General features: G+C 62.6%; 16 protein-coding genes. 6 read left to right on the top strand and 10 right to left on the bottom strand.

Annotated features, from left to right (window positions below; genetic code table 11):
* Positions 1-126 precede the first annotated feature (126 nt).
* The 10 genes from ACUSIJ_RS18005 to ACUSIJ_RS17960 form a co-directional block, all read right to left on the bottom strand.
* Complete coding sequence (locus tag ACUSIJ_RS18005) at positions 127-1,125, bottom strand: flavin reductase (protein ID WP_449309801.1); 999 nt, start codon at positions 1,123-1,125, stop codon at positions 127-129.
* A 268-nt stretch (positions 1,126-1,393) separates the two neighbouring features.
* A complete protein-coding gene (locus ACUSIJ_RS18000) occupies positions 1,394-3,004 on the bottom strand; it encodes an ABC transporter substrate-binding protein (protein ID WP_449309800.1) in 1,611 nt (536 codons plus the stop codon).
* 882 nt (positions 3,005-3,886) lie between these two features.
* Positions 3,887-4,519, bottom strand: coding sequence for a TetR/AcrR family transcriptional regulator (locus ACUSIJ_RS17995; RefSeq protein WP_449309799.1), 633 nt, complete (start codon positions 4,517-4,519; stop codon positions 3,887-3,889).
* A 105-nt stretch (positions 4,520-4,624) separates the two neighbouring features.
* Entirely contained in the window at positions 4,625-5,686 is a 1,062-nt protein-coding gene (locus tag ACUSIJ_RS17990; RefSeq protein ID WP_449309798.1) for an AbrB family transcriptional regulator, read from the bottom strand.
* A gap of 85 nt (positions 5,687-5,771) precedes the next feature.
* Positions 5,772-7,400 (bottom strand): ABC transporter ATP-binding protein, encoded by a 1,629-nt coding sequence (locus ACUSIJ_RS17985; RefSeq protein WP_449309797.1) that lies wholly within the window; start codon positions 7,398-7,400, stop codon positions 5,772-5,774.
* Between the two features lie 129 nt (positions 7,401-7,529).
* Positions 7,530-8,423, bottom strand: coding sequence for an ABC transporter permease (locus ACUSIJ_RS17980; protein ID WP_449309796.1), 894 nt, complete (start codon positions 8,421-8,423; stop codon positions 7,530-7,532).
* 13 nt (positions 8,424-8,436) lie between these two features.
* The gene (locus ACUSIJ_RS17975) at positions 8,437-9,378 is read right to left on the bottom strand and encodes an ABC transporter permease (RefSeq protein ID WP_449309795.1); all 942 of its coding nucleotides are present in this window, start codon (positions 9,376-9,378) and stop codon (positions 8,437-8,439) included.
* Positions 9,378-10,940, bottom strand: coding sequence for an argininosuccinate lyase (argH, locus tag ACUSIJ_RS17970; RefSeq protein WP_449309794.1), 1,563 nt, complete (start codon positions 10,938-10,940; stop codon positions 9,378-9,380). The genes ACUSIJ_RS17975 and argH overlap by 1 nt, the downstream gene beginning before the upstream one ends.
* Before the next feature lie 673 nt (positions 10,941-11,613).
* Positions 11,614-11,925 (bottom strand): hypothetical protein, encoded by a 312-nt coding sequence (locus ACUSIJ_RS17965; RefSeq protein WP_449309793.1) that lies wholly within the window; start codon positions 11,923-11,925, stop codon positions 11,614-11,616.
* A 307-nt stretch (positions 11,926-12,232) separates the two neighbouring features.
* A complete protein-coding gene (locus ACUSIJ_RS17960; RefSeq protein ID WP_449309792.1) occupies positions 12,233-14,113 on the bottom strand; it encodes a sigma 54-interacting transcriptional regulator in 1,881 nt (626 codons plus the stop codon).
* A 171-nt stretch (positions 14,114-14,284) separates the two neighbouring features.
* Here ACUSIJ_RS17960 and ACUSIJ_RS17955 point away from each other — a divergent pair, with 171 nt between their 5' ends.
* The 6 genes from ACUSIJ_RS17955 to ACUSIJ_RS17930 all read left to right on the top strand — a co-directional run bounded on the left by ACUSIJ_RS17955 (position 14,285) and on the right by ACUSIJ_RS17930 (position 19,419).
* Complete coding sequence (locus tag ACUSIJ_RS17955) at positions 14,285-15,652, top strand: CmpA/NrtA family ABC transporter substrate-binding protein (RefSeq protein WP_449309791.1); 1,368 nt, start codon at positions 14,285-14,287, stop codon at positions 15,650-15,652.
* 1 nt (position 15,653) lies between these two features.
* A complete protein-coding gene (ntrB, locus tag ACUSIJ_RS17950; RefSeq protein WP_449309790.1) occupies positions 15,654-16,493 on the top strand; it encodes a nitrate ABC transporter permease in 840 nt (279 codons plus the stop codon).
* A gap of 5 nt (positions 16,494-16,498) precedes the next feature.
* The gene (locus ACUSIJ_RS17945; RefSeq protein WP_449309789.1) at positions 16,499-17,398 is read left to right on the top strand and encodes an ABC transporter ATP-binding protein; all 900 of its coding nucleotides are present in this window, start codon (positions 16,499-16,501) and stop codon (positions 17,396-17,398) included.
* Positions 17,399-17,430: 32 nt separating this feature from the next.
* Positions 17,431-17,910 (top strand): cyanase, encoded by a 480-nt coding sequence (gene cynS, locus ACUSIJ_RS17940; RefSeq protein WP_449309788.1) that lies wholly within the window; start codon positions 17,431-17,433, stop codon positions 17,908-17,910.
* A 52-nt stretch (positions 17,911-17,962) separates the two neighbouring features.
* The gene (locus ACUSIJ_RS17935) at positions 17,963-18,421 is read left to right on the top strand and encodes a nuclear transport factor 2 family protein (protein ID WP_449309787.1); all 459 of its coding nucleotides are present in this window, start codon (positions 17,963-17,965) and stop codon (positions 18,419-18,421) included.
* 335 nt (positions 18,422-18,756) lie between these two features.
* On the top strand, positions 18,757-19,419 hold the full coding sequence (locus ACUSIJ_RS17930) for an ABC transporter substrate-binding protein (RefSeq protein ID WP_449309786.1): 663 nt from the start codon (positions 18,757-18,759) through the stop codon (positions 19,417-19,419).
* Positions 19,420-19,463: the final 44 nt, after the last annotated feature.

The following is a 19,463-nucleotide window of genomic DNA, read 5'->3' as shown; positions in this document are numbered from 1 at the left end:
TGCCTCTCTCGATCCAAACACGCGGACCAAGCTAGCGCTGGCCCACAGAACAAACTATCTGGTTAGCCTGCTATCAAGTACTGGAAGGGCCTTGTTATGGGCCCTTGCGGTCGGCGCGGCGCCGCATCATTGCTGTTCCAGCTCACGGGCCTGCCGTTCGATCAGCTTGGACAGAAAATCGCGGGCGCACGCCCGCTCCGTCTCAGGGACGCCGGCGAACTGGCTGGCGTCGAATTCGTCTCTGAGACGGCGGATCGTTTCGCGCTTGCTTCGCCCGGCCGCCGTCAGTTCCAGCGCGCCGTCCGGCAGCCGCGAGACCCAGCCCCGCTCGACCAGATCGGCGACAGCGTCGTCGAGTTCGCGCCTGCCCATATAGGCGCGCCTGGACAGAAGCTCCGCCGTGAGCCGCGGCCGGTCATAGAGCTCCGCGAGAATCCTGACGTGGGCTGCCGTCATGCCTTCGGCCTTGCGGTGCCGGTCGAAATTCGCGGAGGCGAGACGATGGGCTTTGAACAGCAGAGAAAGCAGCCGCGTCTCCTGCGGCACAGCCTCGTTTGCCGCCGACGCGCTCTCCCGCGTCGCCTTCACAGCAGGATGCTCCTCGACCACGCCATATCGGCCCTGCGCGAAGAGCAGCGGGCTGCCGGACATGCTGACGAAGCGCAGGACCCGTCCGATGAGAAGGATGTGATCGCCCTCCTGATGCGCGGCCGCGGCGCTGCATTCGAGATGCGCGATCGCGCCGGGAATTAGTGGAAGCCCGGCATGGCCCGCCGACCACGTGAAACCCTCGAACTTGTCCTCGGCGGCGCTCGAAAAGCGCTGCGAAACGTCGACCTGATCGGCAGCGAGAATGTTGATGGCAAAGTGCTCCGCTGCCTCGAAGGCATGAAAGCTCCGCGATTTCCTTCCGATCGACCACAGCACCAGCGGAGGATCGAGCGAAAGCGACGAAAACGAATTGGCCGTCACGCCCACCGGCCTGCCATCCGTGAGCGTCGTGATGACGGTCACGCCCGTCGCGAACTGGCCCAGGCACTGACGAAAGGCCCGCGGATCGATGGGTTCTGCGTCACTCGACGAGGCTTGGACTGCCCTCACCTCGTGGTTCAATGGGGACTCCACTTTAGCTCCTCCACTTTGCTGGGGGCACCGCCATGCCTCCGGTTCGATTTCCGGCATACCTGGCACCGGCCTTTCCAATCGCCTCGGGCCCTTGCGCATCGAGAACAAGGGGGTGCTCCCGCTCTGCGGATAATGCCGGCCTGCATTATGAGCCGTTGCCTGCAATGTCGAAGCCAGCCTTCGGAGCGGCCTTCCGGCAGCCGTTCCGAATTTTGGTCTCGACCGACCCCGGGCGGTCAAATCCCGCCTGGGATCCAAGCGCGGAGCACTAATCCTTCTTGGTGATGTTCCAGTAGGCATAGTTCTCGCCGGTCTCGAGAATGCCCTCGACCTTGTCGCTGTGCGCGACATAGACCTTGTACTGGCCAAGAGGGATGTAGGTGGCCAGCGCGTAGGAACGCTTCTGGAAGGCTTCCGCTGCCGCGCGGCGCTCCTCGATCGTGGAGAGCGTCAGAAACGACTTGCGGATGTTCTCCAGTTCCTCGTCGCAAGGCCAGCCTATCCAGGCCTTGTCACAATTAGCGAAGGCGATGTTGCTGGTTAGCGGGTTGACGCCATTGCTGGGCGACGTGCCAGTCACGAACACTTGCCATCCGCCTTCCTCCGGCGAACCCTTATTGGTGCGCCGCGAGTTGAGGCTTGCGAGGTCCATCGCCTCAAGCTTCGGATTCAGGCCGATGTCCCTCAGCTTCTGCGCCAGCACAAAGCTCGCATTGCGGTAGAGTTCGGAGTCAGTCGCCTGCAGGATGGTGACAGGCTTGGAGAAATCCCATCCCGCTTCCTTGAACAGTTCCGCCGCCTTGGCGGGATCGTTGTTGAGGAGCGGCTCGTTGCCCACATCGGTGGCCAGCGGCCCGCCGCAGTAGAACATGGCGTAGCAGATCTGGTAACGTTCAGGATCGCCCACCGCCGCCGCTAGATACTCCTCCTGGCTGGTGATGTATTCCAGCGCCACGCGCGCCTTCACATTGTCGAAGGGTGGCTGCAGATGGTTTGGCCTTATATGCATCATGCGGCCGAGCTGATTGATGATCGAGGTCCTGATATCAGGGCTGGAGTCGATGACAGGGACGAGCTCTGATGGCGGATCTTCCCAGATGTCGATTTCGCCACGCTGGAGAGCCGCCAGGGCGGTTGCCGCGTCGCTCATGATGAGCCATTCGACACGATCGAAATTGGCGATCTTGCCGCCCGCGAAGCGCGATGCCGGCTCCTTGCGGGGTACATAGGCCTCGTTCTTGGCGAACACGATCTTCGAGCCTGGCACCCACTCATCCTTCAGCAGTTTGTAGGGGCCGGAGCCGATCGCCTCCACGACCGGCTTCGAGGCCTCGGTCGTCTCGGCGAAGCGCTTCGGCATGATGAAGGGCGCGGCGTTGTTCGAGCGGGCCAGTGCGTCGAGCACCATGCCGAAAGGCTGCTTCAGCGTGAGCTTGAAGGTCTTGTCGTCGATGGCTTCCATCGAGTCAGTAGCGGCGATGAGCAGTTGTCCGACGCCGTCTTTCTGGCCCCAGCGCTTGATGGAGGCGATGCAGTCCTCCGCGGTCACCGGCTGGCCGTCATGGAAGAGCAGCCCGTCGCGCAGCTTGAAGGTATAGACCATCTTGTCTTCGCTGACTTCCCAGGTGTCGACCATCTGGGGCTGCGGCGTGAAATCCGCGTCCGTGGCAAACAGCGTGTCGTAGACCATATAACCGTAGTTGGTGCCGTTCGGGGTCGACTGGGTGATGGGGTCGAAGACAGTAACGTCCTGATAGGGTACGACACGCAGGATGGAGGCGGAATCCTGCGCTACGGAGGGAGCGGCGGCTGACCAGGACAGCAGCAGCGAAGCCGTCAATGCGACAGCATATTTGAGCGAGCGGCGATAGAGCTTCATCTGTCTTTCCTTTGTTCTTCCTCTGGATTCGGCACACAGCATTACTTTCCACACGGAGATCCGTGCCTGTTCATGTGGGTATCGCCCGCAGCCTTCTCGTTCTCCGCGTTTCAGAAAGTGGACTTCCTGGTCTGGATCCTCCCGTGGTGGCGATTGATGTTGCTGCCGGAACGACCGGTCAGTTCTAGTCTGGTACTCCAGTTGCAATTTGGAATTTGGATGCTCAAGAGATGGAAATGGGCTTTACCGAAACAGTCTATTCTCAAAAATACGCGATGGCAGAAACGCTCATTCTAAGAGGTCAAAACGGGAACAATCTGAATCGCAATTGTAGTACTAGTATACGGCTCTTTTTGCCTGCCGCTCAGAATCCCCGAGCAACCTGCAAGACCGCGACTATGAAACAACGCGCCCCCAGAAGGCCCCACTCTTGACCGTTTCAAAGATTAAACTAACTAGTTAAGCCAATGTCAAGCAGATGATCTGCCTGTGAAACCGATGATATGCGGGTTCGCAGTTCGACGCGCCCCTGACCGGGCGATCAAGTTCCGCGAAGGACGGCATGGCCTGTCCGTCCTGCCCGGGCATGTCCACAGAGAAAATTCGGAGAGCAGATTGGCCATCGTCACAAATGGCCACCACGGATCGTAGCTTTCACAGCCAACACCCACAGGCCGTCCAAGTCTCGCACGCCGCCCGAGAGGATCGGCACGAGGATTTCGACGGGTCTCGCCTGCAGCATCGACTATCCCGATCTCAGTCAGGCGGATTGCTGGACTCGGCGCTGCTTTCATCCAAAAGGACCCCGCAGCGGGTCTGGGAGGCCATCAGGAAATCCAGTCGGAAGACATCGTGCGCGCGACCAATTGCCGGCGACGATCCCTACTTATTCTTCAGGTAGCAGAGGATCATCTCGCTGATGACCTCCTTGCGCTTTCGCAGCCGGCTCGGCGTCATCAGATTGCGCTTGAAGATGGCCTCGAACGTGTAGCGATGCGCCACATAGTGCGCCGAGAGCGAGGTGATCGAGATGTAGAGATCGATCGGGTCGATGCCCTCGCGGAAAATTCCTTGCTCCACGCCGCTCTCCAGAATGCTCGTCAACGTCTCGACCAGAGGATTGTACATTTCGAGAATCTTGGGCGACTGCAGCACATGGCGTGCCTCATGCAGATTCTCGCTGGCCAGCAGCCGTATGAATTCGGGAATCTCGATCCACACATCGGCCGTGAAATGCACGAGCTCGTGCATGGCTTCTTCCGGTCCCAGATTGCGCAGCCTGAGATCCTGCTGGTGTTCGCGCACCGTCTCATAGACATGCTCCAGTACGGCGATGAAGAGCTTCTCCTTGCTCTGGAAATAGTGATAAATGAGGTTCTTATTGACATTGGCGAGGCGTGCGATGTCGTCGACCCTCGCGCCGTCAATGCCTTTCGATGCGAACTGGTTCAATGCAGCTTCAAGGATCTGCTCCCTGGAGCCTCGCCCTATTTTGCTTTTCCTCAAAGCGACCATCCCCGTAAAAATCGGTAATGAAACAGTTATTCAATATTGGAACGAAGCCGCGCCCGCAACCTGCCGACGCGTTATGAAGACCGGGGAGCTGGGAAAAGACGCTTGTCAGGTGGGTTTGGTGCCGCGCCGCAAGAAAAGCTGGTTCACGAGATGCGCGATCACCACGACAAAGAAGATCCGCGCGACATGATGGATGACGACGAATCCGACATCGAGATGCAGCGTCAGCGCGACAAGGCCCATCTCGGTCAGCCCGCCTGGCGAATAGGACAGAATGAGCTGCAGGACGTCATAGTCGTAGTAGAGATTGAGCAGGAAGCTGAACGCGAAGGCAGCCGCCAGAAGCAGGCTGGCCGTGATGACCGAATGTGAAAGCACGCGAAGCACCAGCTTCGGCGACGTGCCGGCGAAGCGGCAGCCAAGCATGAGGCCCATGGCGAGCTGGACGGCGTTCACCAGCAGCGTCGGCGCCCTGAAATCCGAGACGCCGGAGATGTGGACCAGAGCACTTGCGATCATCGGGCCGAACAGGAACCGTGCTGGCAGGCGCAGCCAACCGCCGACTATAATGCCTGCAGCCGCGCAGAAGGCCGCCCAGAACAGGCCCTCGGGTTGCCAGGTCAGCGGGACGAAGGGACGCGCCGACCGCACAAACGGATCGAGGTCGCTCATCAGGGCCAGGATGAAAGGCAGGGTCCCGATCACGAACAGGATGCGTCCCGAATGGACGAGCACGATGATCCGGATATCCGCATTGCGCTGCTCGCCGAGCGTGACCATCTCGTTGAGCCCGCCGGGCATCCCCGAATAGTAGGACGTCGTCCAGTCGAACCTGCCGACGAAGCGCAGATAGGTCACGCAGATCAGCCCGGAAATGACGATGTAGGCCGACAGCGCGAAAAGCGTCGGCAGTATCTTACCGGCGGTGTCGATCATGGCGGGGGTCATGCTCGATCCCAGCACCAGTCCCAGGATGACGATCACGGGACCGCGGGACGCACGCACAGCAACCACCGGCACGCCAAGCAGCGATGCGCAAAGACAGGTTACCATCGCGCCGAGCATCCAGCCGAGCGGTACATTGAACCACCAGAACACCGTCCCGCCCGCCAGCGCGATGAGAAAGGTCAGTGGGAACCAGCAGTACGAGACGAACGCCTTTTTCACTCCGGATCCTAGCTCTTTCGTCCCTGCAGCGGTGACAAGATTCCGTTCCATCCCCTGGCGGGGCGGTGGCGACCGGTCCGTCAGTTCATGCCACCGGAACCTGACGGTCCTGCCAATGCTTGCCGGGGACAGCGTCAAGAAGGCGCGCAGTATAGGCATGCTTCGGCCGGGCGAAAATCTCGTGTGTCGGCCCGGCCTCGACCACCTTACCCTGATGCATGACCGCAATGTTGTCGCAGATCTGCGCAGCGACGCGCAGGTCGTGGGTGATGAACAGCATCGACAGGTGCAGCCGCGCCTTGATCTCGTCGAGCAGGCGCAGCACCTGCGCCTGCACCGAGACGTCGAGCGCCGAGACCGCCTCGTCGGCGACGAGGATCTGGGGGTCCACCGCGAGCGCACGGGCGATGCAGACACGCTGGCGCTGGCCGCCGGAGAACTCGTGCGGAAAGCGCCCCACCGCCACCGGATCAAGACCGACAAGCTCCATCAGCCTGGCTGCCCGCGACCAGGCCTCCTCCTTCGGCATCCCGTAATTGATCGGACATTCGACGATGGACTGCCCCACGGTTCGGCGCGGGTTGAGCGAACGGTACGGATCCTGGAACACGATCTGGACGCGATGCCGTTCACGCCGCAGCGTCTCGCCCTGCGCTGCGGAAAATTCGAAACCGTCGAGGCGGATGGTGCCCGCCGACGGATCGATCAGCCGCGTTATGCAGCGCGCCAGCGTCGATTTGCCTGATCCGGATTCGCCGACGATCCCCAAGGTTTCCCCCCGGTGGATATCGATCGAGACGTTGTCGACCGCGTGCAGCGGCTCCTTCTTGCGGAAGAAACTGCTGGAAACGTAAGTCTTCGACAGGTTCGAGACGGAAAGCGTGACGCCCTTGGCCATCGCGCTCGGCGATTTCGGCTTGAGGTTCGGCACCGCCGCGATCAGCATGCGCGTATATTCATGCTGGGGATCCCAGAGGATGTCGCGTGCCGGCCCGCTTTCGACCAGCCGGCCGCGCTGCATGACCGCTACGTGGTCGGCAATGTCGGCCACGACGCCGAAATCATGCGTAACAAACAGCACCGCCGTGCCGCGCTCGCACTGCAATTCCTTGATGACGCGCAGGATTTTCGCCTGCGTCGTCACGTCGAGCGCCGTCGTCGGCTCGTCGGCGATGAGCAGTTCCGGTTCCAGCACGAGCGCTGAAGCGATCATCACCCGCTGGCGCTGTCCCCCCGAAAGCTGGTGTGGGTAACTGTCATACATCTCCTCGATGCGCGGCAGCTGCACGGCGCGCATCATCGCCGTCGCGCGCTCCCGCCGCTCGGCGGCCGACAGCCTTGTGTGGATGCGCAAGACCTCCGCGATCTGCGGTCCGACCTTCATCACCGGGTTGAGCGCGGTCATGGGTTCCTGGAAGATCATCGACATGCGACTGCCGCGAAGCTGCCGGATGCGCTGCGCCGAGGCGCCAAGGATCTCCTCGCCGGCAAGCTTCACCGAGCCGCCCGTCGCCTGGATGCCGCGCGGCAGAAGACCCATGACCGTCTGGGCGACGATGGACTTGCCCGAACCGGATTCACCGACGACACAGAGGATTTCGCTGCGGTTGACCTTGAGCGAGAGGTGCTCGACTGCATTCGGCCTGTCGCCTCCATCGGGAAGCGCGACGGTCAGATCCGAAATCGCAAGGGAGGGCGTAGCTGTCTCTGTCATTCTCTCTCCTCACGCCTAGAGCATCCTGCAGCAAGGTGAGATCACCTTGCGTCGCACAAATGCGGCACAATTACTAAGATAGACCGGAATCTGCTCCGAAAGCCGGGGCTCACTCTTCGGGATCATGGTCTAGGGCCGGCGTTTCATGCGCGGGTCGAACTGGTCGCGCAAGCCGTCGCCGAGCACGTTCACGCCCAGCACGATGACCGACAGCACCAGGCTTGGAATGAAGACCAGATGCGGCTGGATCTGCAGGAAGCGCCGGCCTTCCGCGATCGTGTTGCCGAGACTGGGGATTTCCGGCGGCAGACCCGCGCCAAGGAAGCTCAGCACTGCCTCCGCGATGATGGCGTGGCAGGCCACGTAGCTCGACATGACGAGCAGCGGCGCAATGGTCGAAGGCAGTATGTGTCGCCAGAGGATTACCGGAACCCGCGTGCCGGAGGCAATCGCGGCCTCTACATAGGGCTCTTCGCGGATGGAGAGCACCACACCGCGTACCAGCCTGACGATGCGGGGAACTTCCGGCACCGTGATCGCCGCAAGCACCGTGCCGAGATTGGCACCCGTCACCGCGACAAGGCCGATGGCGAGCAGGATCGCCGGGATCGCCATCAGCCCGTCCATGATGCGCATGATGATCGGATCGAGGGCCCGGACATAGCCGGACACCAGTCCAAGGAACAGGCCGACCACGGTCGACAGGACGACGACCGCCAGCCCTACGATGAGCGAAGTCCTGATGCCGAAGATGACGCGGCTGTAGACGTCGCGGCCAAGCGCGTCCGTTCCGAACCAAGCCAATTCGGAGGGCGGCCTCATGCGCTGGATCGGATTGATCGCAACGGGATCGACGGTGAAGAGTACGGGCGCGAGAACCGCGCAGAGGAAGAAGAGCGTGACCACTCCTCCGCCAAAGACGACCGAACGCGAGCCGGCCAGCCCGGCAAGCGCAGGCGAAAGACGGAATCGCCGTTGCTTGCGGTTCTTTGGTCGCTCGGATGTCATGTCCTGAACAAGCATGGTCGGCTCCCGACTAGTAACGGATGCGGGGGTCGACCACCGCGTAGAGGATATCAATCAATAGGTTGATCAGCACGTAGATCAGCGAAAAGACGAGGATCACGCCCTGTATGATGGGATAGTCGCGCTTGGACACTGCATCGATGAGCAGGCGGCCGATGCCCGGTATGTTGAACAGGTTCTCGATCACCACCGAGCCGCTCAACAGTCCCGCCACCGAGATGCCGACCATGGTCAGGATCGGTATCGAGGCGTTGCGCAGGGTGTGACGCAGGAGCACACCGGCCTCGTTGAGGCCCTTTGCGCGCGCCGTGCGGTTGAAGTCCTCGCTCATCACCTCGAGCATGCTGGACCGCGTGGTCCGCGACAGGATCGCCGTGTAGGCCAGCGCCAGCGCGCTGGCCGGCAACGCCATGCTCTGCAGGAACGGGCGGAAGCCGGCGCCGATCGGCGCGAAGCCCTGCACCGGCACCACCTGGAGCTTCAGTGCGAACACGTAGACGAGCCCGAAGCCGAGGATGAACACCGGCACGGAAAAGCCGACCACCGCAAACAGCATCAGCATCTGGTCGAGACTCCGTCCCGCCTTCCACGCGGCGAGGATGCCCAGCGTCAGCGCCAGTGGCAGCGCAATCACCAGCGTCGAGATGGTCAGCGAAAGCGTCGGCTCGGCGCGCTGCAGGATAAGCTGGGAAACCGGCACGTTGGAGAAGACGGAGGTGCCGAGATCGCCAACCGCCAGCCGCCCCAGCCAGGTCATGAACTGGACGAGCAGCGGCTTGTCGAGCCCCATTGCGAGGCGGATCGCCTCCACTTCCTGCTCGGTCGCATATTCTCCGCCGATGATCGTCGCAGGGTCGCCCGGAATGAGGCGGGCGAGGAGGAAGACCACGACCGCAACGACGAACACCACAGGAACGGTCGAGAGAAACCGCATCGCGATGAATCTGATCATCAGCCTACCTTTATCTTCGCTCGCACGGCATTGTCGCCCGCTACGATCCCGCCTGGATGTTCATCGATAATCCTCTGCATCGCCCTTTCGCGCTCGCGGGCGGCCGCCTCCACCTTGGCAACGAGGCGCGCATGGGCGGCAGCATCATCGGCCAGCCGGGCACGCGCGGTCGCGATCGACCGAGCCATGAACTCCGGCGCCGGCCCGCCAGCAATGTGCCGGCGCAGGACAAAGCTCGTAGGATCCATCGCCTGCGCGAATGCTGCAGGGTCGAGCGGCGGCAGCCTGTGGCCGATGCCGGCGGCGGCCTGCGCCAAGTGGCCCACTCTTGTCTGATCCGGCGAGATCCCCTGCTCCACACAGCTTTGGATGAAAGCGCCGACGACATGGTGGGCCGTGCGCCAGCTCAGCCGGGCCTCGCGGACCAGCATGCCGGCCACATCGGTCACCTGCGCCCAGTTCGCGCCGGCGAGGGCGCGCATCCGCTCCACCTTGACCGCCATGTCGCGCAGCATCGGCGCTAGCGCCTCCAGCCGGATCGCCAGCGTCTCGCCGAATGCCGCCTGGAGATGGAAGCTGTGCCGCTGCTCGAAGATCGGAAAGCCAGTCGGGCCGTAATTGGTAGTAAAGGTGGTCACGAAGGAAGACAGTGATTGCACCGCCATGCTTTTCATGTCTTCCAGCGCATCGGGATTCTTCTTCTGGGGCATGATGCTGCTGGTGCCACAGTAGCGGTCAGGCAGTTCGACGAAGCCGAACTCGAAACCGGACCACAGATGCAGGTCGCTCGCCATGCGGCTCAGCGTCTGCGCAAGCAAGGCGAGCGCCGCAGCACCTTCCATCTCGATGTCATGGCTCAGGATCGCGTCCAACGTATTGCCGAGCGGCGCGTCGAAGCCGAGCAGCGTGGATACACGCGTCCGATCCACGGGAAAATCGCTGCCAGTCATGATGGCAGCCCCGGCCGGCGACAGGTTCAGCCGCTCATGGAAGGAAAGCAGCCTTCCGGCGTCGCGGGAGAATGCCTCCTCGAACATGGTCGCCCAGAGTGCGTAGGTGATCGGCTGGGCGTGCTGGCCGTGCGTATAGCCCGGCATGACGGTGGACAGATGCTCGCTGGCGACGTCGAGTAGCGCCTCGCGCAGGGCGCCGAGCGCCGCGAGCATGCGATGGACCTGCCCGCGCAGCGCGACGCGGCGCGAGACTGCGTGCAGGTCGCCCGAACTGCGGCCGAGATGCAGCCACCCGCCTATTGCATCGCCATACTCGCGGATCAGGAAGGTTTCGGCCGAATGGATGCCCCCGCCGGTCGCAAGCCGCGTCTCGGCCATACCGCGGCGCTCCATTTCCTGCAGCCCGCGCAGGATGTCGGCCCCGACCGCCCGCTCAACGATCCTCTGTTCGGTCAGCATGATGGCATGCGCTATATCGAAGGCATGGATTGCCGGAATCTCGTCCTTCTCGATCGCGCTCTTGCCCTCTCCGAGGTGATCGACCATCGGCTCCGCAAGCCTGCCGCCGGCATTGTTCCGGTATCCTTGATAGTCAGGCCGGGCGCTCATCGGGCACCTACCATTCCGCATCGCCCAAGCGGCCGATGTGGTTTCCCGCGCCGATGCCAGACGGACGACGGGCACGATGCCTCGACGTCCGCCGCCGAAAGAAGATACGACGACATAACTCTTGTCATAGGACTTGTTTGCATTCCCCTGGCTTTATTTACTAACTAGTTAAACCGGTGCCCGGATAGGGTGTCAAGCGAAAATGACGCGGGGTCGCGGATTGCTCCAGCCGGCCACCGTCTTCAATCCCTGCTCCATGATCAGGCGCGGTGTAGACAGAGACCTTTCCTGTGCGGCCGACGCGCACGATGGCCGATTCATAGAGGCCGCGTCCGCTATACTTGATGCCCGTGGCAGCGACGAAGCCCGGCCGCCTGCCCTGACTGGCGGCCTGCGCCCCCCGGCGGCGAAGCCGGCGTGATCGGTGACAGCCAGGACGCGCTCCAGGCAGGCGGGAAAGTCGCCGCTGCCATAGACGATCGGACTGGCGGAGCGCGCATTGGATCGTATGCTACTTACTGCCCAAAGGCTCAAATCGATCACGATGAACGAAAACTGGTCCATGTCCGGTCCGAAGTCTGCTGTCGAGCGGTTCGGATGCTGGAAATGCTTGTGCCGGGTTCAGCACCCTGTCCGGTCGCCATTGTCGGCACATAGATTCCATCATGATCGATTAGTTTCTCTGAAGGTCGCCATGCGCAAGCCCCTTCGACCGCAGGAATCGTTCAACCTCGGCGAATTGGGAGCGCAAACATTCGATGCGTCCTTTGTCAGAATATCCTTTGTCAGAATAGTTGTCTTCAAGGAACGATCCGAGCGTGTCGCCCTCCACCCAATCCATGCTCACGATGGGATAGTGCTTGCCGTTCACCAGAACACCTGTCGGCTGGTATTCAAAGCCAATGAAATACAAGCACCAACCGTCCGCAAACCTTTGTCCACGTGCCCATAGCGGCCTATGCGCCCACACATGCTTCTCGGCCATTTGCATCGCCGCTCCTGTCACCTGCCGGCTCTCATCGACAAGTCCTGAGCTTATTCCAGGCAAGTTGTAGAAGCTCTACTGGTGCGGTGATACTACATGCAGAGTAGATGGCTTCTGAACCCGGCGCAATTTGTTGATTGACTTTCCAGAGTTGCCTCTGGCTCGCATTCGTGCAAAGCCATGAGCCCCGCCCAGAACGGCAAGAACTCATACTCTTCATTGACGGAGCCTTCTTGTGAAAATCTGGGCCGAGCATCAATCCGGAAAGGCCGCACCTTGGCCGAGCACTCGGGGCCGAACGCCGGCGTCACCCAATTCGGTCGATACCCAGAGCTTTGATCCGAGAGGCGAGCGTCGTCGGACGCAAGCCGAGAAGCTCGGCCGCTCCCCCCGCGCCGGAAACGCGGCCGTTGCATGCCACGATGGCTGCCTCGATGTTCCTGCGTTCCAGCGATCGAATCTCCGCCTCGGTCAGAATGCGATCGGACGATGCATCCTGTGGGCCTGCGGGCTCGCCCGGGGCAGCGCCCACGGCGCTGTCAGGCAGGTCGATCGTCAGCCGGCCGTTCTGCGCCAGGATCACTGCGCGCTCGATGACGTTCTGCAGTTCGCGCACATTGCCCGGCCAGTCATAGTGCATGAGTTTTCTCAGCTCCGTCTCGGGCAGCACGAGCCTCGGGCGGTTCGCTCTTTCCTCCAGCGCGAGGAAATGCCTCGCCAGCAGGGGAATATCCTCGCGTCTGTCCCTGAGCGGCACCGACTGAAGGGGGAACACGTTGAGGCGGAAATAGAGGTCCTTCCGAAACTGCCGCTGGCGCACCGCCTCTTTCAGGTCGCGGTTGGTCGCCGCGATCACCCGCACATCCACCGAGCGCATCCGTTCCTCGCCGACACGCTCGAAATCCCCCTCCTGCAGCACGCGCAGCAATTTGCCCTGCAGTTCGGGCGGGATCTCGCCGACTTCGTCAAGGAAGAGCGTGCCCCCATCGGCGAGTTCGAAGCGGCCGACGCGATCGCGCAGGGCGCCGGTGAAGGCGCCCTTCACATGACCGAAAAACTCGCTCTCGAAGAGTTCCCGCGGGATCGCCGCGCAGTTCACCCGGATCAGCGGACGGTTCTTGCGATGGCTCGCCTCGTGAATCGCGCGAGCGATCAGCTCCTTGCCGGTTCCCGATTCCCCCGTGATGAGCACGGCCGCATCGGTCGGCGCGACGAGCTGGATCTGGCGCAGGGTGGACTGGATCGCCTGCGAGCTTCCCACGATGCCGGACACATTCATCTCGATGCGGATCTCCTCCTGGAGATAGGCATTTTCCAGCTCGAGCCGTTCGCGCAGCCGGTCGACCTCGGCCAGCGCCGCGCGCAGCTTTTCGTCCGCCTCCCGACGCTGCGAGACGTCGCGGAAGACGATCACCGCACCGACGATCACGTTCCGGTCGCGGATCGGGGTGGAGGTATACTCCACCCACACGGGATTGCCGTCCTTCCTCCAGAACACCTCGTCGTCGACCTTGTGTACGGCGCCGTCGCGGAAGGCCGCATAGATCGGGCACTCCTCATGCGGATAGTGTGTGCCGTCCGGGCGCGTATGATGCATGATGCTATGGATGTCGCGGCCCGCGAGTTCCTGCGCGCTCCATCCCAGCATCCGTTCCGCGGCAGGGTTGACGAAGGTCGTCTTGCCCTGGGCATTCACGCCGTAGATGCCCTCGCCAGCGGCACGCAAGATCAGGCGGTTCTCGCGCTCGATGTCGCGGAAGACCCGCTCGACACGTTGCCACTCGGTAATGCCGCCGCCCATGAAATCGTCGGCAGCCGCATCGACCGACCGTTTGCGGCGCTCCTGCATGTCGCTTGCGGCGACGAGGATGAGCTTCCGGCCGGCATTGATGGGCAGGACCGAGCCGACATATTCGACTTCGACCTCGCGTCCGGCCGCATGGCGCGGCTTGAGCGAGGTGGTCCACCACCTGCCGAGGGCCATCACCGCCTGCGTGAACACGATGAGCGTTGGCAACTGCCCCGGATGGATTTCCGAAACCTTGAAGCGGATCAGCGCGTCACGGTCGTATCCGAGCAGCCGGCAAGCGGACACGTTCGCCTCCACGATCCGGTCTTCGTGGGGATCGAAGATCAGTTCGGCCTGCGGGGAATGGCGGAAGTAGCTCTCGGCCAGCGGCGGATGCATCCGAAATCTCGTTACTGCCGGATACGAAAAATCGTAATCTACGAAATTTCGTGAGTCAATACGGACCCGGCGTGACGAAAAAAATCCCTTGTCTACAGGGACAAGCCCCTCGCGGCGAAACTGGCATGCGGCTTGCTTCACGTACTGCAGATAGAAGCACAGGGGAACCGCATGTTCAACAACCCGTTCGACGACCGTTCAGTCCCATCCGGCTGCAGCTGCGGCCGCCACGCCAGCCAGAGCGAACACGACAGCCGGTACCTGGCGGAGCAGGTCGGCTCCAGTGCCGAACGGCAATATGAAAACGTCGTCGCCGCGGCGGTGATGCGGGCGATGTTTCCGCAGGACGTCTCGCGCCGCGCCTTTCTGAGGGCGGTGGGCGCCTCGACCGCGGCAGCGGTGGTCGCGCAATTCTTCCCGCTGGTGACGGCGACCGAGGTGTTCGCGCAGGGCGGACCGATCGAGAAACCCGACCTCAGCGTCGGCTTCATCCCGATCACCTGCGCGACGCCCATCATCATGGCTCATCCGATGGGCTTCTATTCCAAGCACGGCCTCAACGTGGGGGTCATCAAGACCGCCGGCTGGTCGGTGATCCGGGACAAGACGCTGAACAAGGAATACGATGCCGCGCACATGCTCTCGCCGATGCCGCTCGCGATAACGATGGGCATCGGCTCGCCCCCCCAGCCATACGCCATGCCGGCGGTCGAGAACATCAACGGCCAGGCGATCACGCTGGCGCTCAAGCACAAGGATCGGCGCGACCCGAAGGACTGGAAGGGCTTCAAGTTCGCCGTGCCCTTCGACTACTCCATGCACAACTACCTGTTGCGCTACTATCTGGCCGAGCACGGCATCGACCCCGATACCGACGTACAGATACGCGCCGTACCACCGCCGGAGATGGTCGCCAACCTGCGTGCCGACAATCTCGACGGCTTCCTCGGGCCCGATCCGATGAACCAGCGCGCCGTCTATGACGGGGTAGGCTTCATTCACATCCTCACCAAGGACATCTGGGAGGGGCATCCCTGCTGTGCCTTCGCCGCCTCGAAGGCATTCATCGAGACAATGCCGAACACCTATTCCGCGCTGCTGAAATCGATCATCGACGCGACGGCCTATGCCACGAAGGCGGAGAACCGCAAGGAGATCGCCGCTGCGATTGCACCGGCCAACTATCTCAACCAGCCCGAGATCGTGCTGGAACAGATTCTGACCGGGACGTTCGCCGACGGTCTCGGCAATGTGGTGCGCGAGCCGAACCGCGTCGATTTCGATCCCTTCCCCTGGCAATCCTTCGCCGTCTGGATCATGACCCAGATGAAGCGCTGGGGGCAGATCAAGGGCGACGTCGACTACAACGCCATCGCGAAGGAGGTTTTCCTTGCAACGGACACCGCCCGGCTGATGGACGAGGTCGGGCTGACCCCGCCGGCGGAGGTGACGAAGTCGTTCGTCGTGATGGGCAAGACCTTCGACCCCGCCGAACCCGACGCCTATCTCGACAGTTTCGCGATCAAGCGGGGGGACTGACATGGCCGCCTCCCTCAAGTTGCGCGCGGCACTCCTCTCGGTCGCAATCCTTGTCGTCTTCCTCGTCGTCTGGCATGCCGCCACACGGGGCGGCAGCGCAGCGGCCGACATGGACCCCGAATACGCAAGGCTGATGGGCATCCAGGTCACCCAGGGCGCATCGGCCATGCCCGGTCCGCTCGACGTGGGCCGGCAGCTCTGGGAGCATCTGATCAACCCGTTCTACGACAACGGACCGAACGACAAGGGGCTCGGCATCCAACTCGCCTATTCGATCGCCCGTGTCCTGCTCGGATACATGCTCGCCGTGGCCGTGGCGATCCCGCTCGGCTTCCTGATCGGAATGTCGCCGCTCATCGGCCGGGCGACCGACCCGTTCATCCAGGTGCTGAAGCCGATCTCGCCGCTCGCCTGGATGCCGCTCGCCCTCTACACGATCAAGGATTCGGGCCTCTCGGCGATCTTCGTCATTTTCATCTGCGCCGTCTGGCCGATGCTGATCAACACCGCCTTCGGCGTCGCCTCGGTACGGACGGAATGGATCAACGTCGCCCGGACGCTGGAGGTCGGCACGCTGCGCCGCGCCTTCACCGTCATCCTCCCGGCGGCCGCGCCGACGATCTTGACCGGCATGCGGATCTCGATCGGCATCGCCTGGCTGGTCATCGTCGCAGCCGAGATGCTCGTGGGCGGCACCGGCATCGGCTATTTCGTCTGGAACGAGTGGAACAACCTTTCCATCACCAATGTCATCATCGCAATCCTCGTGATCGGCCTCGTCGGCATGCTCTTCGACCAACTGCTCGGCCGGGCGACGCGCATGGTCACCTTCCCGGAGTGAAGCCGATGAGCAAGTTCATCTCGATCGAGGGCATCGCCCGCCGCTATCCGGGCAAGGCTGCGGGCCGGACCGCCACCGTCTTCGAGGATCTCTGGCTGTCGCTCGACCGTGGCGAGTTTGGCTGCATGATCGGCCATTCGGGTTGCGGCAAGACGACGGTGCTCAACATTCTCGCCGGCCTCGATGCGCCCAGCGAGGGCACGGTCATCGTCGACGGCAAGGCGATCTCGGGCACCAGCCTCGACCGCGCCGTCATCTTCCAGAGCCATGCGCTGCTGCCCTGGCGGACCGTGCTCGGAAACGTCTCTTTCGCCGTGACGTCGAAATGGCCGTCGTGGTCCGCGACGCAAGTCAGGGAGCACGCCCGGCAATTCATCGAACTGGTCGGGCTCGGCGGCTCGGAACACAAGCGCCCGTCGGAACTGTCCGGAGGCATGAAGCAGCGGGTGGGCATCGCCAGGGCGCTGTCCATCACGCCCAAGATCCTGCTGATGGACGAACCGTTCTCGGCGCTCGACGCACTGACGCGCGGAACCTTGCAGGACGAGGTGAGACGCATCTGCCTGGAGACCGGCCAGACGTCCTTCATGATCACCCACGACGTCGACGAGGCGATCTTCCTCGCCGACAAGATCTTCCTGATGACCAACGGGCCGGGGGCGGTGCTCGCCGAGATCATCCAGAACCCGCTGCCGAAGGAGCGGTCGCGCATCGATCTCCACAAGCACCCGGCCTACTACCCGGTGCGCAACCACATCGTCGACTTCCTGGTCACCCGCAGCCGCACCTTCCGGGCGGCCAACCCGGCCCACGACCCGCGCAGCGTTCCCCTCGTCTCGCCGGGCACCGAGCCCGAGGAGGAGCGGGCACCTGCGCTGCACCGCATCGCAGGCGTGCGGGCCTGATCCAACGCAACTCTCACAAAACGGAGACGGACATGAAGCGTGAAGACCTCACTGAGAAACTGCTCGACATCAAGCGTGAGAACGGCTGGTCGTGGAAACACATATGCGAGCGGATAGGGGGCTATTCGGAGGTGTTGGTCGTCGGCGCCATTCTCGGCCAGATGAAGTTGACCAAGCCGCAGGCGGCGAAAGCCGGCGAGCTGTTCGGCCTGTCGAAGGCCGAGATCGCCATGCTGAACGAGACGCCGATGCGCGGCATGCCAATGCCGCCGACCGACCCGCTCATCTACCGCTTCTACGAGCTGGTGATGGTGAACGGGCCGGCCTGGAAGGCCCTGATCGAGGAGGAGTATGGCGATGGCATCATGTCGGCCATCGACTTCGACATGACGATGGAGCGCCTGCCCAATCCCAAGGGCGACCGCGTCAAGCTGGTGATGTCCGGCAAGTTCCTGCCTTACAAGTACTACGGCGCATCCGGCAATGTGCCGGAGTACGGCTTCAAGGAATAGCGTACCATCGCGCCGCCCTCGCAGCGGCGCTCCTAATTGGATGACAGAACCGATGAATCTTGTTCCACCTTTCACATTCGAGACCGCAACGGCGAAGGTGCGCATGGCGGAGGACGGCTGGAACAGCCGCGATCCACAGCGTGTCTCGCAGGTCTACACGCCTGACAGCGAATGGCGGAACCGCGCCGAATTTCCGTGCGGCCGTGAGGAGATCGTCGCCTTCCTGACCCGTAAATGGGCGAAGGAGCTCGACTACCGCCTCATCAAGGAACTTTGGGCCTTCGGCGGCGACCGCATCGCCGTGCGCTTCGCCTATGAATGGCACGACGACAGCGGCAACTGGTTCCGTTCATACGGCAACGAGAACTGGGAGTTCGATGCCCGGGGCCTGATGCGCCGCCGCTTCGCCTCGATCAACGATCTGCCCATCGCCGAGACCGAGCGCAAGTTCCATTGGCCGCTCGGCCGACGCCCGGACGACCACCCGGGCCTGACCTCACTGGGGTTGTAGCGTCAGTCTCACGCCGCGACGGTCATCGAGTTCTCCGGCGCTGCGAAACCTCGCCGGTTACCGGATGAGGCGTCGCTCCATGAGGGACCGAAGCTGTACGCGTCCAAGCTGTCGCGCGACTGCCGGGCGGGCCGACCGCAGCGATGCGCGCAGGATCGCCAACACCATGCGCACCGGCTGGTTCCGGGCGGTGCGTGTAAAGACGCAGGCAGAATTACGCTACCGCGCAGCAGATCGTCGAGGCCATCCTCGCCGGGCGGTGCGACGGAAGCGCCAATGGCACCGCGTCTGCCAATCTTGCGCCTGGGGAACTCGCCCAGCCGGGACTGCTCAAATTGATCTGCACGAACCCGACAAATGCCAAGTTCGTCCTCGATCAAGTCCTGGTTCCGGCGGGCAGCGACCATCAGACGATCGCCGATCTGGCTGGCCTGACCGTCGCGGGCGGACCCGGGATACAGAACATGACGCTGGCGCGGCTGGTGTTCGAGCGCGGCGGGGCCGCCGGCGCCAATGTGGTCGAATTGCCGTTTCCCCAGCATGTCGGGGCGATCGTCGCAGGGCAGATCAGCGGCGCCTATTCGCTCGAACCGCAAGAGACGGTCGGCACGGTCAACGGCACGACACGCATCCTCAAGGCCGGCGTCATCTCCAAATATATCCTCGGCGACCCGCTGGCGCCCTGGGATGGAGGCGCGGCGAGCCTTACTTCGGCATTCATCGACGCCTATCCCGATACCGCCGGGGCCTATATCGCGGCCTATCGCCGCGGCGTCGAATTCGTCCGCGGCAATCCCGACGAGGCCCGGCAGTATTTCGCGGGCTATACCCCGCTGAAAGGCGAGGTTGCCGCGCGGGTGCCCATGTCCGATTATGCGATGTATGACGAGCTGGATTCGACAAGCATCGGCTATTTCCAGACCTTCTTCGATCTGTTCACCGACAGGGGCATCTTGGCGTCGGCCGTTCCGGTCGAGACGATGATCTACGCCGGCTAGAGTAATAGCCGATCTGATTGGATCGGCTATTACTCTGCGCTTCT

The organism is Pseudochelatococcus sp. B33 (genome assembly GCF_053570585.1).
The sequence above is the reverse complement of the archived record's forward strand: the minus strand, read 5'-3'. Positions and strand labels throughout refer to the sequence as shown.

Bases quoted from the DNA above. Each gene is read 5' to 3' on its own strand.
- ACUSIJ_RS17995 (WP_449309799.1), bottom strand. From the start codon at position 4,519: ATGGTCGCTTTGAGGAAAAGCAAAATAGGGCGAGGCTCCAGGGAGCAG.
- ntrB (WP_449309790.1), top strand. From the start codon at position 15,654: ATGGCCGCCTCCCTCAAGTTGCGCGCGGCACTCCTCTCGGTCGCAATC.
- argH (WP_449309794.1), bottom strand. From the start codon at position 10,940: ATGAGCGCCCGGCCTGACTATCAAGGATACCGGAACAATGCCGGCGGC.
- ACUSIJ_RS17985 (WP_449309797.1), bottom strand. From the start codon at position 7,400: ATGACAGAGACAGCTACGCCCTCCCTTGCGATTTCGGATCTGACCGTC.
- ACUSIJ_RS17955 (WP_449309791.1), top strand. From the start codon at position 14,285: ATGTTCAACAACCCGTTCGACGACCGTTCAGTCCCATCCGGCTGCAGC.
- ACUSIJ_RS17960 (WP_449309792.1), bottom strand. From the start codon at position 14,113: ATGCATCCGCCGCTGGCCGAGAGCTACTTCCGCCATTCCCCGCAGGCC.
- ACUSIJ_RS17935 (WP_449309787.1), top strand. From the start codon at position 17,963: ATGAATCTTGTTCCACCTTTCACATTCGAGACCGCAACGGCGAAGGTG.
- ACUSIJ_RS17980 (WP_449309796.1), bottom strand. From the start codon at position 8,423: ATGCTTGTTCAGGACATGACATCCGAGCGACCAAAGAACCGCAAGCAA.
- ACUSIJ_RS17975 (WP_449309795.1), bottom strand. From the start codon at position 9,378: ATGATCAGATTCATCGCGATGCGGTTTCTCTCGACCGTTCCTGTGGTG.
- ACUSIJ_RS18000 (WP_449309800.1), bottom strand. From the start codon at position 3,004: ATGAAGCTCTATCGCCGCTCGCTCAAATATGCTGTCGCATTGACGGCT.
- ACUSIJ_RS17945 (WP_449309789.1), top strand. From the start codon at position 16,499: ATGAGCAAGTTCATCTCGATCGAGGGCATCGCCCGCCGCTATCCGGGC.
- cynS (WP_449309788.1), top strand. From the start codon at position 17,431: ATGAAGCGTGAAGACCTCACTGAGAAACTGCTCGACATCAAGCGTGAG.
- ACUSIJ_RS17965 (WP_449309793.1), bottom strand. From the start codon at position 11,925: ATGGCCGAGAAGCATGTGTGGGCGCATAGGCCGCTATGGGCACGTGGA.